This is a genomic window from Paenibacillus sp. UNC496MF (assembly GCF_900113915.1).
In the GTDB taxonomy this organism is placed as follows: domain Bacteria; phylum Bacillota; class Bacilli; order Paenibacillales; family Paenibacillaceae; genus Paenibacillus_Z; species Paenibacillus_Z artemisiicola.
Map to the genome: position 1 here is coordinate 1 of NZ_FORE01000013.1, position 14,645 is coordinate 14,645.

Annotated in this window: 12 protein-coding genes and 1 pseudogene; all 13 read right to left on the reverse strand. The window is 60.8% G+C overall.

The window, feature by feature from the left end:
- Positions 1 to 220 precede the first annotated feature (220 nt).
- Positions 221 to 859 carry a bifunctional 4-hydroxy-2-oxoglutarate aldolase/2-dehydro-3-deoxy-phosphogluconate aldolase gene (locus tag BMZ79_RS23080; RefSeq protein ID WP_090644486.1) on the reverse strand — a complete coding sequence of 213 codons (639 nt, stop codon included), beginning with the start codon at positions 857 to 859 and terminating at the stop codon, positions 221 to 223.
- Positions 860 to 918: 59 nt separating this feature from the next.
- Positions 919 to 1,668: a 2-dehydro-3-deoxy-D-gluconate 5-dehydrogenase KduD gene (gene kduD / locus BMZ79_RS23085; protein ID WP_090644488.1), complete on the reverse strand. Its 750-nt coding sequence runs from the start codon at positions 1,666 to 1,668 to the stop codon at positions 919 to 921.
- The gene (locus BMZ79_RS23090) at positions 1,658 to 2,434 is read right to left on the reverse strand and encodes a DeoR/GlpR family DNA-binding transcription regulator (RefSeq protein WP_090644490.1); all 777 of its coding nucleotides are present in this window, start codon (positions 2,432 to 2,434) and stop codon (positions 1,658 to 1,660) included. Before BMZ79_RS23090 ends, kduD begins: the two co-directional genes overlap by 11 nt.
- A 34-nt stretch (positions 2,435 to 2,468) precedes the next feature.
- Entirely contained in the window at positions 2,469 to 3,302 is an 834-nt protein-coding gene (kduI, locus tag BMZ79_RS23095) for a 5-dehydro-4-deoxy-D-glucuronate isomerase (RefSeq protein WP_090644493.1), read from the reverse strand.
- A 341-nt stretch (positions 3,303 to 3,643) separates the two neighbouring features.
- Complete coding sequence (locus BMZ79_RS23100; protein ID WP_090644496.1) at positions 3,644 to 4,468, reverse strand: enoyl-CoA hydratase/isomerase family protein; 825 nt, start codon at positions 4,466 to 4,468, stop codon at positions 3,644 to 3,646.
- 627 nt (positions 4,469 to 5,095) lie between these two features.
- A pseudogene (locus tag BMZ79_RS23105) lies at positions 5,096 to 5,754 on the reverse strand (FAD-dependent oxidoreductase); the annotation flags it as partial.
- A gap of 180 nt (positions 5,755 to 5,934) precedes the next feature.
- Positions 5,935 to 8,109, reverse strand: coding sequence for an MMPL family transporter (locus BMZ79_RS23110; RefSeq protein ID WP_177222286.1), 2,175 nt, complete (start codon positions 8,107 to 8,109; stop codon positions 5,935 to 5,937).
- Entirely contained in the window at positions 8,103 to 9,266 is a 1,164-nt protein-coding gene (locus BMZ79_RS23115) for an NAD(P)/FAD-dependent oxidoreductase (protein ID WP_090644501.1), read from the reverse strand. Before BMZ79_RS23115 ends, BMZ79_RS23110 begins: the two co-directional genes overlap by 7 nt.
- Entirely contained in the window at positions 9,263 to 9,988 is a 726-nt protein-coding gene (locus BMZ79_RS23120) for a methyltransferase domain-containing protein (protein ID WP_090644503.1), read from the reverse strand. The genes BMZ79_RS23115 and BMZ79_RS23120 overlap by 4 nt, the downstream gene beginning before the upstream one ends.
- Positions 9,981 to 11,120 (reverse strand): type III polyketide synthase, encoded by a 1,140-nt coding sequence (locus BMZ79_RS23125; RefSeq protein ID WP_256253048.1) that lies wholly within the window; start codon positions 11,118 to 11,120, stop codon positions 9,981 to 9,983. Before BMZ79_RS23125 ends, BMZ79_RS23120 begins: the two co-directional genes overlap by 8 nt.
- Positions 11,121 to 11,680: 560 nt before the next feature.
- Positions 11,681 to 12,316, reverse strand: coding sequence for a bifunctional 4-hydroxy-2-oxoglutarate aldolase/2-dehydro-3-deoxy-phosphogluconate aldolase (locus BMZ79_RS23130; RefSeq protein ID WP_090644508.1), 636 nt, complete (start codon positions 12,314 to 12,316; stop codon positions 11,681 to 11,683).
- 96 nt (positions 12,317 to 12,412) lie between these two features.
- Positions 12,413 to 13,768 carry an A/G-specific adenine glycosylase gene (gene mutY / locus BMZ79_RS23135; protein ID WP_090644510.1) on the reverse strand — a complete coding sequence of 452 codons (1,356 nt, stop codon included), beginning with the start codon at positions 13,766 to 13,768 and terminating at the stop codon, positions 12,413 to 12,415.
- Positions 13,762 to 14,634, reverse strand: a complete 873-nt coding sequence (locus BMZ79_RS23140) for an AraC family transcriptional regulator (protein WP_090644512.1) — start codon at positions 14,632 to 14,634, stop codon at positions 13,762 to 13,764. Before BMZ79_RS23140 ends, mutY begins: the two co-directional genes overlap by 7 nt.
- Positions 14,635 to 14,645: the final 11 nt, after the last annotated feature.

Sequence of the window (14,645 nt, forward strand, 5' to 3'; positions counted from 1 at the left end):
CTTTTTCGCCAAAAAAATCCCCTCCGATTGCAGCTTTTAAGTCCATTGTACCAATGGGCTTTTCTTCGCTGTCAACCATGAGGGGATATTACCAACCCCCGGGGCTTTTTCGCTGCTATTGTCGCTGCTTATCGCCGCTACCCTTGCTACGCGGTCTCATCCGCGCCCGCGTCCGGTTCAGCGGCTCCAAGCAAGCGACGCCGCGTCCGCTTGGCTCGCGTTACGGCTGGCCCTTCGCCGCCGCCGTGAACGCCTTCGCCAGTTTCGTCAGCTCCTCGAATTTCCCGTCCTTGACGAGCTGCTTGTCCACGAGGTTGCCGCCGAGTCCGACCGCGGCCGCGCCGGCGTCCAGCACGCCGCGGATGTTCTGCAGGTTGACGCCGCCGGTGGCGATGATCGGAATATGGTTCAGCGGCGCGCGGATTTCCTTTAAGTAATTCACGCCGAGCGAGCCGAGCGGGAACAGCTTCACCGCCGTCGCGCCGGCCTTGAACGCGCGCACGATCTCGGTCGGCGTCATCGTGCCCGGCCAGACGTCCACGCCATGCTCGAGCCCGTACGCGATGACTTCCTCGTCCAGGTTCGGCGAAATGATGTATTCCGCTCCCGCGGCGACCGCTTCCTTCGCCTGCCCGAGATCGAGCACGGTGCCGGCGCCGATCCGCATGCGGCCGGCATATTGCTCCCGGAACCGGGCGATCATGCCGAGCGCGCCGTCCGTGTTCAGCGTCACCTCCAGGAAGACGATGCCGCCGTCGGCCAGCGCCTTCGCCGTCGCATCGCCCGCTTCCTCCGGAATGCCGCGGATGATCGCGATGATTTTCTCCTCGTATAGCGCCTGCAACAGATTCAAAGACATGATTGAACTCCTTTCTCCGAACGTTCCGTTCGGCAGCCGATCCGTGTACCGGACCGGCGTCAGCGGGCCATCCAGCCGCCGTCGACGCAAAGCACGTGGCCGTTCATATAGTCGGAAGCGGAGGACGCCAGGAACACCGCCGGTCCCTTCAAATCGTCCGGGCTGCCCCAGCGGCCGGCCGGGATGCGCTCCAGGATCGCCTGGCTCCGCTGCTCGTCCGCCCGAAGCGGCGCCGTGTTGCGCGTGGCGATGTAGCCCGGCGCGATCGCGTTCACCTGAATGCCCTTGCTCGCCCATTCGTTGGCGAGCGCCTTCGTGACGCCGGCCACCGCGTGCTTGCTCGCCGTGTAACCGGGCACGTTGATGCCGCCCTGGTAACTGAGCATGGAGGCGATGTTGATGATTTTGCCGCTGCCCCGCTCGATCATATGGCCGCCCGCCAGCTGGCTGAGGAAGAACAGCGCGTTCAGGTTCAGGTCGATGACGTCGTGCCAATCCCGGCGCGCGTGCTCGGCGGCGGGCGCGCGGCGGATCGTGCCGGCGTTGTTGACGAGAATGTCGACCTGCCCGAAGCAGCCGAGCGCCCGGGCGAAGACCGCCTCCAGCCCGTCCAGGTCGCTCAGGTCGGCGGAAAATTCCGCGATCGTGCCGCCGAACGCGCGCGCCAGCGCGACCGTCTCGGCGCTGTTCGAGGCCGAGACGGCGACGACCGACGCGCCCGCTTCCGCGAGCCCGACGGCGATCGCCTGGCCGATGCCGCCGGACGTGCCGGTGACCAGCGCCGTTTTGCCCGTTAGATCAAAGCTCATCGCTTCCACTCCCTTGTATGATTACCCGCGCGCCGCCCTGGCGGAACAGCTCCGCCTTCCCGGACGGCATGCCCGAGTCCGTAATGATCGCCGCGACCTCGTCCAGCCTGGCGAAGGTGAAGAGCGCCCCCTGCCCGAACTTGTGGTGATCCGCCGTCACGTACGAGGCCTTCGCCGTCTCCAGCCACGCCCGCTTGATGCCGACGGATTCGCCGGAATAGATCGTGAAGCCGTATTCGGCGTGCACGCCCGTCGCGGAGAGAAACGCCTTCGTGATGTTCAGCTTGCGGATGTAGGCTTCCGCTTCGGCGCCGATCAGCACGTTCCGGCTCTGGTAGCCGCCTGGCACGACGAGGCGGATCCGCTCCCTGCGGGACAGCTCCGCGATGATGAGCAGGTCGTTGGTCACGACGGTGAGCGGCTGATCCGCCAGCAGCCGGGCCATCTCCAAGGTCGTGCGCCCGCCGTCCAGGGCGATGACCTCGTTCGGCTCGACGAGCGCCGCGGCCGACGCCGCGATCTCCCGGCGCTCCGCCGCGTTCGGCGCTTCCTCGCGCTTCGGCGACAGGATGCCGAGCTGGTTCGGCTGCGCGAGCACCGCCCCGCCGTGCACGCGGGCCAGCAAGCCTTTCTCCTCCAGCTTCGCCAGGTCCTCCCGGATCGTCTTGCCCGTGACGCCGAGCGCCTCGGTCAGCTCCGCGACCGTCACCTCGCGCGCGGCCAGCAACGTTTCCATGATCTTCTCGTATCTTCGCAGTGGGTTCATGTCGGATTCGCCGCTTTCTTGCGTAGTTTTGCTCTTATTTTAAATCTTTCATGGCCACGGCGTCCATGTCCTCGAACACTTGGTTCTCGCCGGCCATGCCCCAGATGAACGTATAGCTGCTCGTGCCGACGCCGCTGTGGATCGACCAGCTCGGCGAAATGACGGCCTGCTCGCCCCGCACCGCGAGGTGGCGCGTCTCGTCCGGCTCGCCCATCAGATGGAACACGACGCCGTCCTCCGGCATGTCGAAGTAGAAATACACCTCCGAGCGGCGGTTATGCGTATGGCACGGCATCGTGTTCCACATGCTGCCGTCCTTCAGGAGCGTCATGCCCATGACGAGCTGGCAGCTCTGAATGCCGCCGGTATGGATATAGCGGTAGATCGTCCGCTCGTTGGAATTCGTCCGGCTGCCGAGATGGTTCGGGGACGCTTCGCTGATCGCGGCCTTCACCGTCGGGTACGTCTGATGCGCCGGGGTCGAGTTCAAGTAATACTTCGCCGGGCTGCTCGCGCCCTCGCTCGCGAAGACGACGTCCTTCGCGCCGCGGCCGACGTAGAGGCAGTCCTTGCTCGCCATCGCGTAAGTCTCGCCGTCGACCGTCACCGTGCCCGCGCCGCCGACGTTGATGATGCCGATCTCGCGGCGCTCCAGGAACGTGGCCGCGCCGATCGTCTTCGGGTCCGCCTCGAGCTTGACGGTCTCGCGGACCGGCACGACGCCGCCGATGATGAACCGGTCGACGTGGGAATAGCTCAGCACGAGCTTGTCGGCCTGGAGCAGCCGCTCGATCAGAAATTCGTCCCGCAGGCGGGTCGTGTCGAACGCCTTGACCTCGTTCGGATGGGAAGCATAACGGATTTCCATGAATGGATTCTCCTTTTCATGTTCATATAAGTTCATTTAATACTTTATAGGTTCATTTTAGAACCGATTCGTCGTTTTGGCAACGGGAATCACTTAAAACCCGCTGAGCCGTTCAACCGCAAAAAAGCATGCCGCTTCATCGGCGGCATGATTCTCGGGTATGGTTATGCGCGAATCGGGCGCAACGCAATCCCGCCCTGGCCGTCCCGTCCGCAAGGCAATCCTACGGCGCCCCCGCCAACGGCCGCAGGCGAATTGGCAGGCTGAAGACAAACGAAAAAAGCGCCGCAAGGGCGCTTTTTGTCGACCGATATGGATAGGGGTACGGATGGATGGAATGGTTAACCCGAACGCTCCAAACGCCCCAATCGCGCGCCCAGATCGAGTTCGAAGCCGCCTGCCCGGCCCAAGCCCTGCGCGATGGCCTTCGTTAGCGTTTCCCGCGTGCTCTCGGTCACGGCCAGCGAAAGAAAAGCCGTCCGGGATTCGATCAGCTCCGGCGCGTCGGGGAGCCCCGCGCGATTGAGGAGCCGCTTGGCTTCGCTCAACGTACGGCTATCGAAGGACGCGATCCGATGCGCGAGATTGTCGACGAAGCCGGTCAGCTCCGCATCCGGAAGCGCGCGATTGATCCAGCCGTAGCGCTCTGCGGTCCCTGCATCGTAGTCGTCCGCGCCGAGGACGATCTCGAGCGCCCGGGCGCGTCCCGCGAGACGGGCCAGCATTTCGTTGCCGCCGCCGCCCGGCACGACGCCGACCGCGACTTCCGGCTGGCCGAAGACGGCCTTCTCGCGGCTGGCGAACCGCATGTCGCAGGCCAGCGCGAATTCGCTGCCGATGCCCCTGGCCCGGCCGCGGATCTCCGCGATGCTGACGACGGAAGACTTGGCCAGGCGCGTCGTGAAGTCGAACCAGGCGGGCAGGTCGGACGCGCTTGGCGTCTTCTGCGCTTCGCCCGCGCGCGCCATATCGTAGTGGGCGATGAAGTAGTCGGGATCCGCGCTGTCGAACACGACGACTTTCAGCTCGGGATCCGTCTCGAATCGATCCATGAGCGTCAACAGCTCGTAGATCGTATCCGGATCCAGGAGGTTGATCGGCGGGTTATGGAACGTAACGCGCCAATAAGCGGGCGTCTTGCGGTTTACGGTAAATTGCGTATTCATGGCGATGGCTCCTTTTGTATGCTCGTCTTCCGCTGCCTTTGACTGCGGGTTCTTCCATCCGCCGCGTTCACGACAATCGTCTTCGCTGGCAGGCTTGATTTTCCGGCACCTTTTTAGACCATTCGGTCAAGAATCAGGCAAAAAAATAGCCCTCGTTCTTCCCGCTTTGTAGGCCTCCATCGGTTGCTCCCCGTTCATGAGGTAATTTATCATATCTGGAACAAACGGTCAAGAATTATCTTGACCGTTTGTTCCAGAATCGTCCCGATTCATCCTTAGCTAACTCTTCTTCCACGACGACCGGCAAATTCGATGATTCTGGTGAGAGAAAATAGTTCTTTAATGTAGGTCTAGTAAAATCAAAGGTTTAGGGTAAACAAAATCGACGATAACAATCTAAAGTTGTTTAATGAGTAGAACTTTCCACAAAAACGCGAATGAAATTGTGAAATTAAATTTTTAATTAGAGACCAACAAAGGCCTCCATTTGAAATAACATTGATTGAATAGCGCAAAAAAGCAGCAACCTCCGAAAATAACAGAAGTTACTGCTGTTCGCTTGTCATCTTGCGAATGGTTCCGTTCTTGCGGACCCGAATATTTCGGCCAAGCCTAGGGTCGATTCTATCATGTTAGAATTTGTTTCAAAGACTTTTCTGCCGGGCCTTCGATAACGTCGCCCACAATGGAAAATCGCGATCCATGGCAATGGCAATCCCACGTTCTGTCCCCGTTGTTCCACTCCGCTTCGCAGCCCATATGCGTACATGTCGTATCTACGAGATGGAGCCGACCGTCCTGATCGCGATAGCCACCCGCCCGCTTCCCGTTTACCTGAACGACCGCCCCCTCGTCCTTCTCCAATTGTTCGGGACGCCGCGTGGCATGCTGCAATTTGCCACCGATCAGATGTTTGGCGACATCCATGTTATCGGAGATGAAGCTTCCGATCGTTTTGAGCGATATGGGGCGCGAAGGAGCAAAGAGCGCTTCGTAAGGACTTGATCCTTCGACGATCAGCTCCTTGATCAATAAGGCGGCAACCGTCCCATTGGTCATTCCCCACTTACTGAATCCAGTCGCGATAGAGACATTAGGTGAGGAGGCCATGATGCGGCCGATGAACGGTATTTTATCGCCGGTTACCAGGTCTTGGGCCGACCATCGATAGGAAATCTTTTTTAACCGGAACTGTGTCGCGACGAACTTATGCAATTCTTCATAGTGGTGAATGGTACAATGCCCTGCCCTGTTTTATGGCTTTGGCCGACGACGATAATGAGCTTGGAGCGATCGGGCAATTCGGCATACTGCCAATTTCGGAAGGACACTTGGAATCGTAATCTTCACAGATGCGGTTGTTAACACCCGATTAGGTTGCACAGTAAATGGGAAAATAGTCAATTAACCCTCTCGGTAATAAGCACAGCGGTTGAAATTCGACTTGTCGTCGTTCGAGGAGACGATCAAGGTTTCGGCGGTTTTCTACCCGGCCCCCACCAGTTCCAATCCCCCAGCATGATCATAAGTGAAGGCACTAGCAGCATCCGCACAACGGTCGCGTCGATAAAGATTGCCGTTGAAATGCCGATTCCAAGCTGCTTGACGCCTTCAACCTGTCCCCAGGCGAACGGCAAGGTGACCGCGATCATGATTGCAGCGGCGGCGGTAATGATTTTGCCGCTTTGGCCGGTTCCTTCCGCGATTGCCTGCTCGTTGTCCCCCGTCCTGCCGTAAGCCTCGGAAATGCGAGAGATAAGGAACACGCCGTAATCCATGCTCATGCCGAAGACAAGTCCGAAGATAAAGACGGGGATGATGATCGCCACGCGGCCCCCTTCCATGCCGAACAACCCGAACGCGGCGGCTAAAGCCAATACCCCGAACGCGGCGCAAATGCTGATCATGTTCATAAAAAGGCTCTTGAGCGGAACGAGAACGGAACGGAACGCTGCGAACAGCAGAATGTAATTAATAATCAGAACAAATCCCAACGCCATCGGCAGATGGTGGGCCACCGCATCGTAAACTTCCTGTTCGTACTTCGCTTCTCCTCCGGCGTACAGAACGAGCGGTCCCTGCGCCACGCCGCCCTGCCAACCCCTGACCCAGTTTCTCGCTTCCGCGGAAGCCGGGTCCGCGTTGATGAGAACGCGAACCGCTCGATCGTCGTATCCGCCCCCGGCTCCGACGATCCGTTCTCGATGCTGGCGGCCCGCAGACTCTGGCGGCATGGGAAGCGGGGCTAGGGACTCGAATCGCACATCGGGATCCCCTCTAATACCGACGAGAAAATCGAACAGTCCTAGCTGCTCCCTCCCATCCCATCGGCCATCCGCCGCCAGTGCCAAAATGTCGACTTCCGCGCCCGTATCGGAAGAGAAGTTCTCACGGTATGTATGATAGGCTTCTCTGGCCGAATCACCGCGCGGAAGCGAGTCCGCGTCCGGCACGGCGACGCGCATGCCGCCAAGCGGCAGCAGACACGCCAGCAGCAAACTCCCGCAAAACAAGCTTGTCCGGATCGGCCGCTTCAGCGCCAAGCGCGGCAGCCTTTCCCATCCAGAACTCGCGGGTTGACCGCGTGCGGGGCGGCTACCGGCCCTACTCGACTTTCGGCGCAATCGCGACCCCAAGATGACCAGAATGGCCGGGAGCAGCGTGATATTGACCACCAGCGAGACGAACGTCACCGCGATCGCTCCCATTGCGAGGCTCGCGAACATTGGGAGCGGTATGAACAAGGTGCCCGCCAGGCCCGCCATGACGCAGGCGCCGGAGTACGTGACGGCCCTGCCCGAAGTCGCCATGGTTCGGAAAACCGCTTGGTCGGGAGGGAGCACGGCGACTTCTTTCCGAAAGCGACTTACGATCAACAACGCAAAATCTAGGCATAGCGCTAGGCCTGCCATGGGGATAACGTCCAAGATGAATACGGACAGCGGCGCATGCTTGCCTGCGAAATAAAGCATGCCCATCGTTCCCGTCACCGCAACGATGCCCGCCGCGACGGGAATAAGCGCCGGCAGCAAACCGCCGAACGCAAGCCACAGGATTAAGCACGCGAAGGGAATACCGAAACGTTCTGCTTTCCCCAAATCACTGCGGCTGGCTTCATTTACGCGCTCTTGTACGACGGGTTTGCCTGTCAAGCTTACGCGGTAATGCTCCGCACGGGGCATTTGGTTGCGCAGCCGGTCCGCCAAACCTGCATCTATCGCGGATGAATTCCCTTCCAAAGCGAGCACGGCATAAGCACTGTGTTCCTTCAGCATGTCGTCATTTCTCAGCGGCGATGCGGAGACGAAGATGCCATGCTGCTCATTAACCGTGTTCAAGGCCTCCGCAATAAAGGCGCGAAAGTCCGGGAGGGTGCCCTCCTCATCCGACTCGAACACGAGGAGGACGGGGTTCGGGGGAATGCCGTATTCGGTGGCAAGCCGCCCCTGCACGTAGGCGAAGTCGCCGGTCGGCGTTAAACCGTGCCCTTGCGCGACGGCCGGAAGTTTCGAAGCATAACCGCCAATCAAGGCAACGAAGGCGAACCAGAGAAACACGACGGCGGACGGACGTCTGACAGACAGCCGCACCAGCGGTCCGATGACCGGTGGCATGCCGGTTCCGCGGCGGGTCTTCACCATGGGAGATCGTCCATTTTGCCGAGTCGGGTTGCTTTCACCAAGCGGTTGACGACACCCGGCAACCGGCTTGCGACAGCCGCAGCCAGCATCGCGAACGACGGATTCCCCGCCGTGCGCTGAAGCAGCCTCCCCCATCGAAGCGGACCGCGAAATTGCCGGGAGATCGCCATCACATAGCTTGCTTCCCATTCCTCCAGCGTCGTTTCGCCCCGCAAGTACCGATCAGCACCTATCGCGCAGAGCTGCGCCGAACGGATCGCCATCGACATACCGTCGCCGCACAAGGGAGGTATCGTCACGCAAGCATCGCCGATCAAGGGAATGCCATTCCAGGCGAGCGGAGCGTCGAAGAGCCTAACCGGCGCGACTGCGGCATGAGTTCCCGTAACGGGCCGGGCTTCGGCCAAACGCCGAGCCAAACGCGGATTAAGAGCTCCGGCCGCTTCCAGCCAGCCGTTTACCGAAACTGGCATGGACCGAAAGGCACGTTTATCGAGCAGCGCCGCAGCATTGACGATGCCGTCCCCGGCGGAAGATAACCCCATATAACCGCCTTTGAAAAAATAGAGCTCCAACTCCCCGTCCGCCTTGATTCCGGATAAATGCGTTTTGACGCCAACGTATGGACAAGGAGCGGGACGTCCGCGCCGGGCATCCGGCATTTCCGCGACATGCCCGTTTCCTCCCCATGCTCCGATCACGGCTCTGGGCCGTATCGCTGTCAGCTCAGCACCTCGCTTCGTCACCAACTCGTATCCGCCGCTGCGCAGGCGAATCGCCGATACGGCGGTTTCCGTCGCAACCTCCGCGCCTTCGAGCCGCGCTTCTTCGTGAAGCGCCTCGTCGAGGTCGTAACGGTTAATCCCCCAAGCCGCGCCGGGCAATTGCACGATGATGGAAGCCCTGCTTCCAGTGACCAACCGGGCACGATGAAAAATTGACGGCCGAAGCGTCCGAAGACGGGGTTCCATTCCAAGGGCGATCAGCGAGCCGACCGCTTCAGGCGATAAGAATTCCCCGCAGGTTTTATGGCGAGGAAATGACCGGCGGTCGATAAGCACGACCTTCCAGCCTCGCCTCGCCAAAAGGACCGCCATGCAACTGCCGGCTATGCCTGCACCGAGTATGGCCACATCTATCGTCTCGTGACATCTCATCCGCGTTTGCCCACCGCTCCTACGGGAATGGTAACGACATAGCGAAACAACGGCCGCCAGTCGTAGGTCAACCCCGGTAAGCCCAGCGCTGCGTCCAATCGCTTCCAATCCTCCGCCCGGAAGCCTTTGGCAACGGATAACGGGCCATCGTTTCGAATGTAACGGTTGTTCGATACCAATCGGGTCGCGAGCCATACAGCCGCCCACGGCAGCCAGTGCCGATGAATGTCCTGAATAACGATGCCGATTCTGGAAGCCCGCAGCATCGCGGAAACAACGCCCGGCAGTTCCTCAGATCCGAAATGATGAATGAACTGCGAGCCCGTCACGATATCGGCCGACTTCTTGTCCAAATCCAGTACGTCACGGCAAAGAACCGAGATCCGGGGCTCGCCCGCGAAATAGGCCGACGCTTCCGCGCAAGCTTCTTCCGTCCGATCTGCCAGCGTCACCGTCAGCTCGATTCCTTGCGCATCGGCCCATCGCAGTAAGGCAGCATTGACATCGCCGGAGCCGGCCCCGATATCGAGTAAGGACAAGTGGCGAGGTTTGCCGGCTTGCACCCATAATCGATTAACCCCGAATAAAGTCGGGGCCGCCGCGGCAAAGAGACGGTTCAACCTGCGAAGATGCCGCAGCGCTTCCCTTAACTCTTCCCCGCCTTGCGTTTGGTCGTCCATAAGCTCGTGCGAAGAAGCACGTTCGCGGAACGACCTAAGCATAGTGACTCGTCCTTGCTTCGGCGCCGATCGGCATGACACCTTCCGTAGCCGGGAGGAATGCAATCGGTACGATTTCGCAAGAGAGTCCCGGCCCGAAAGCCAGACAGAACCCCTCCGTTCTGACAGCCCCTTCCCGAATGAAAGCTTCACGGGTCGCATCCAGCACGAACAGAATCGTTGCTGAGGACATGTTTCCGTAATCGCGAAGTACGTCGCGGCTGAAGCGGGTATGGTCTGTTGATAATCCGAGCACTTCTTCAAGCGCATCGATAATGCCTTTACCCCCGGGATGGATAGCCCAAATTCCCGGAAAAGGACCGTCATTTTGCATGAGCGGCGCAAGATGCTCGGGTATCGTTTCCCCAATCAATTGGGAGATGCGAGGGGACAGGAACAGGTCGTAGCCATGATTCCCGACCTCCCATATCATTTCGTCGGCCGTATCGGGCATCAGGCCGCTGCGCGCCTCCCCCAGCGTGAAGACGGGGCCGTTTGCCTGCCCCGCTGTCCCAACGATGCAAGAGGAAGCTCCGTCGCCGAAGAATGATGCCCCGAATAAGGCTTCGCGTTCCGGCGACGATTGCATGTGGATCGTGCACAGCTCAATGCTGACAATCAGCGCGACAGCGTCGGGACGTCCAGCGACGATATCACGCGCCATGCCGATCGCCTTGAGGCCGGCCGCGCAGCCGAGGAAAGTCAGCGGGATGCGGTTGACCGAGAGGGAGAGTCCGAGCTGCCGGACGAGCACCGCATCAAGACCCGGCAGAAACTGCCCGGTACAGCTGACCGTCAACAGATGGGTAATCGTTTCCGGTCCTACGCCAGCCTCGACCATAGCCTTCTTGGCTGCCTGAAGCGCCAGCGGCAGCGCAGCTTGTTTATAGGTCGCCATCCGTTCTGCCGTAGTCGGCACCGGCAAGCCTGACATTTGGGCAAAGTAACGGTTGTGCTCGGCAGACTCAAGCAAATCAGGCTCGCATGTATAGCGGGTTTGAACACCGCATTGCTTGAAAATCCGTTTCGTCCAGCGGGCGGCGTCCGGCGTTCCGCCGAGGGCGTGCATCAAACGCTGCGCCGTTTCTGTCTGGTCGAGCACGTATTCGGGCACAGCCGTGCCGATACCTAACATTGCGATCGTTGGCTCTGAGGAATGCATCTTGAATCAACCCCTTTCGGACGAATGAGACATGCTTTCCTTATCTCTATTCTTCTTCCAGGTGCAATATGTTATGATGCGGCCGAAGCGGAGAATAGGATTAAAATGGTTTGAAACGTAGGTGCTAAACGGGAGATGAACAACCGTCAAATAAAGATGTCGGATCAACAAACTCATTTTAGACCAGTGTGATTAAAGAACTTTATTTAGCGTTAAAGAACTTTATTTTCCCTCATAAGATTCTCGCGATGTCTTTCCCTCGATTTATCACCTTGTAATGGAATTGTAATATTTCCTTCATGTTCCTTTCATCTTCGGAAGCTATACTAGACGCATGACCCCCCTTTATTATATATTTTCTCTCTTGCGCCTGCGGATATGCCGCAGGCCTCTTTGTTTTATACGGGTTTTTCCGGGGCTCCTCCGATGCGGGGAAGCCGGCGGCACGAAAAAACGCGGTCCCTGCGGACCGCGTTTTTCCATACACAAATCTTACAATTTTCTCATTTTTCCGTTTCGGACTACTTCCCGGCCTAGCCGATCGCCTTCGCCGCCTCGACGAACTGGCGCGCGCGTTCCTCGAGCAGGTCAAACCGCCCGTCCCGCACCCACTCCAGGTTGACGAGCTTGCTGCCCATTCCGACCGCGCTGGCGCCGGCTTTGAAATAATCGGCGAGATTGTCCAGGTCGACGCCGCCCGTGGCGAGCATCGGGATGCGGTCGAGCGGCGCGCGGATCTCGGCAAGGTACTTCCAGCCGAGCGTGCCCATCGGGAAGATCTTCACCGCTTCCGCGCCGGCCTTCCAGGCGCGCACGATTTCCGTCGGCGTCATGACGCCCGGCCATACGGGCACGCCGTGCTTCAAGCCGTAGTCCACGACCGTCTCGTCCAGATTCGGCGAGATCAGAAACCGCGCGCCAGCCGCGACCGCTTCCTTCGCCATGTCCAGATCGAGCACCGTCCCGGCGCCGATGCCGGCCCGCTCGCCGTACTTGTCCTGCCAGCGGCCGATCATGCCCGCCGCGCCGGCCGTATTCATTGTCACTTCCATCAGCGCGATGCCGCCGTCCAGCAGCGCTTCCGCCGCCCGGTCCGCATGCCGGTCCTCGATGCCGCGGAAAATCGCGACGATTTTCTCCCGCTGCAGCCGTTCCAACATTTCGCTCACGTTCCTGTCCCCCCTGCTTCAGGTTCGCCCGCGCATGCGCCTTGCAGCGCGCAGCCGGACGCTTCACCCCCATTGTAGAACGTGCTCTTCGCCGAATCAACCGGGATTGCGCCAATACACCTGCAGAATCCGGACGAACACGTTCGGAAAGGCGAGCGTGTCCATCTCCTCGGGGCCGATCCAGCGGTAACGGTCCGGCGCGGCGCCTTCGCCGTACGCGCCGGGGGCTTCCGCGGCCATCGCCGCAAGCCCATCACCGGCGCCGTCAAGGCCGCCCGCTTGCCAGAACCCGAATTCCGCGCGGAACACCTGCATGTCCCAGACGATGTGGCTGAACACGTGATCCGTCTCGCCCCACCAGGCGACGGGCCGGACAAGCAGCCCTTCCTCGGCCGACAAAGCGCGGCTCAGGAAGTCGGCCATCGCCGCGCGGCGGTCCGGCTCGCCGCCACCTACGGCCGGCAGCGCTTCGCCGGCCGTAGGCGGCTCCGGCGCGGGCGCCGCGAGCAGCGCCGGCAGCTCCAGCGCCGCCGCGATTTCCCCGCGGCCGGCGGCCTCGGCGCCTGCCGCCGCCTGCGCGGCTTTGCCGCGGCCGCGGCGCTTCGCGGGCGCCGCGGCTCCGGGCGCCTCCGGCGCCAGCACATGCGGCAGCTCCCACATTTGCGCGAGCAGCCCGCTGTCCAGCCGCCGGCGGACGAGCAGCTTGCCGGCGTTCGCGCCGCTGCCGGCGACGAGCGCGGCGATGCGCGTCTCGCGGCGCGGCGGCTTCGCTTTCGACTTGACCGGCAGCTCGTGTTCCTTGCCGGCCATTCGTCCTTCGCAATGCCGCATGACCGGGCAGGTCAAGCAGCCCGGCGACTTCGGCGTGCAGACGAGCGCGCCGAGCTCCATGAGCGCCTGGTTGAAGTCGCCCGCAGCGCCTTCCGGTATGAGCGACGCGGCCAGCTTCTCGATGCCGACGCGGGTGGAAGGCTTGGCGATGTCCTCCTCCAGGCAGAAGTAGCGCGACAGCACGCGCATCACGTTGCCGTCCACCGCCGGCTCCGGGCGGTTGAACGCGATGCTCATGATCGCGCCCGTCGTATACGGTCCTACGCCGCGCAGCGCGGCGACGGCGTCGCGGTCGTCCGGCACGGCGCCGCCGTGGCGGACGACCACTTCCTTGGCGCCCGCCTGCAAATTGCGGGCGCGCGAATAATAGCCGAGGCCCTCCCAGCACTTCAGCACCTCCGGCTCCGGCGCCTCCGCCAAGGCGGCCGCCGTCGGGAATTTCGCCATGAACCGTTCGTAATAGGGAATGACGGTGTCCACCCGCGTCTGCTGCAGCATGATTTCCGACACCCAGACGCGGTATGGGTCCCGGTTCATTCGCCAGGGAAGGTCCCGTTTATTCGCCAAATACCAATGCAGCAGCTCCTCGCTGAAATAAGCCGCCGCCTCCGTCGTTACCACTCGTTGTCCTCCTTGTCCGCGGCTTGCTCGCAATGGGCAGCGGTTTGATGATAGATCTGTCTGTACCGGCTCGGCGTCAGGCCCGTGTAATGCCTGAACATCCGCGATAAGTAATGGTTCTGCATGCCGACCGCCCGCGCGACGTCGGAGATGCTGGCGTCCTTTCGTTCCAGCAGCTCCTTGGCGCGCTCCAGTCTCCGGTAAAGGACGTACTGGGCCGGCGCGTAGCCGATCAGGTTTTTGAAATAGCCGATAAAATAGTTCGGGTGCAAATAAGCCAGACGGGCCATGTCTTCCACGGCGATCGGACCGGACAGATGCTCTTCAATGTATTGTAGCACATGATCGATCTTGTCGAGCGGCTCGTTTTCGCGCAGCGACGATTCGCCGAAGCCCCCGTACTCCAAGTAGCAGGCGAGCAGCTCGAACATCGCGGAGCGGATGTGCAGCTCTCTCGTCAAGGCCGTGGAATGGCAGGCGTCGATCAGCCGGCAGAACAGCCCCGCGACGCGCTCCGGTTCCGACGGAACGACGGAGATCGGCAGCTGGAGCAGCTCGAACATGTCCATATCCCCGATGGTGGCGCGAAAATGGCACCAATACAGCCCGACGGTCTCGTCGTTCTCCGCGGTAAAGGACTGGCGCGTGCCCGGCGGAACGAGCAGCAGCTGTCCCGGCTGCAGATCGAGGCAGCGCCCTCCGATCTGCAGCCGGCCTCCGCCCTCTTGTATCATCCAGAATCGGTAAAATTCGGGCGTCGATTGATCCCGGATCCCCGGATTCGTGCGCGTGAACGCCGCCATGGATACTTCCGCGTGAAAGCGGTGAAAATAATTTTGAATGATCGTCTTGTAGGTCAGTTTCATTGCGGCTCCCA

Coding starts and splice junctions, on each gene's coding strand:
- BMZ79_RS23140 (WP_090644512.1), bottom strand. CDS start 14,634: ATGAAACTGACCTACAAGACGATCATTCAAAATTATTTTCACCGCTTT.
- BMZ79_RS23090 (WP_090644490.1), bottom strand. CDS start 2,434: ATGAACCCACTGCGAAGATACGAGAAGATCATGGAAACGTTGCTGGCC.
- kduI (WP_090644493.1), bottom strand. CDS start 3,302: ATGGAAATCCGTTATGCTTCCCATCCGAACGAGGTCAAGGCGTTCGAC.
- BMZ79_RS23080 (WP_090644486.1), bottom strand. CDS start 859: ATGTCTTTGAATCTGTTGCAGGCGCTATACGAGGAGAAAATCATCGCG.
- BMZ79_RS23125 (WP_256253048.1), bottom strand. CDS start 11,120: ATGTTAGGTATCGGCACGGCTGTGCCCGAATACGTGCTCGACCAGACA.
- BMZ79_RS23100 (WP_090644496.1), bottom strand. CDS start 4,468: ATGAATACGCAATTTACCGTAAACCGCAAGACGCCCGCTTATTGGCGC.
- BMZ79_RS23120 (WP_090644503.1), bottom strand. CDS start 9,988: ATGCTTAGGTCGTTCCGCGAACGTGCTTCTTCGCACGAGCTTATGGAC.
- BMZ79_RS23115 (WP_090644501.1), bottom strand. CDS start 9,266: ATGAGATGTCACGAGACGATAGATGTGGCCATACTCGGTGCAGGCATA.
- BMZ79_RS23110 (WP_177222286.1), bottom strand. CDS start 8,109: ATGGTGAAGACCCGCCGCGGAACCGGCATGCCACCGGTCATCGGACCG.
- kduD (WP_090644488.1), bottom strand. CDS start 1,668: ATGAGCTTTGATCTAACGGGCAAAACGGCGCTGGTCACCGGCACGTCC.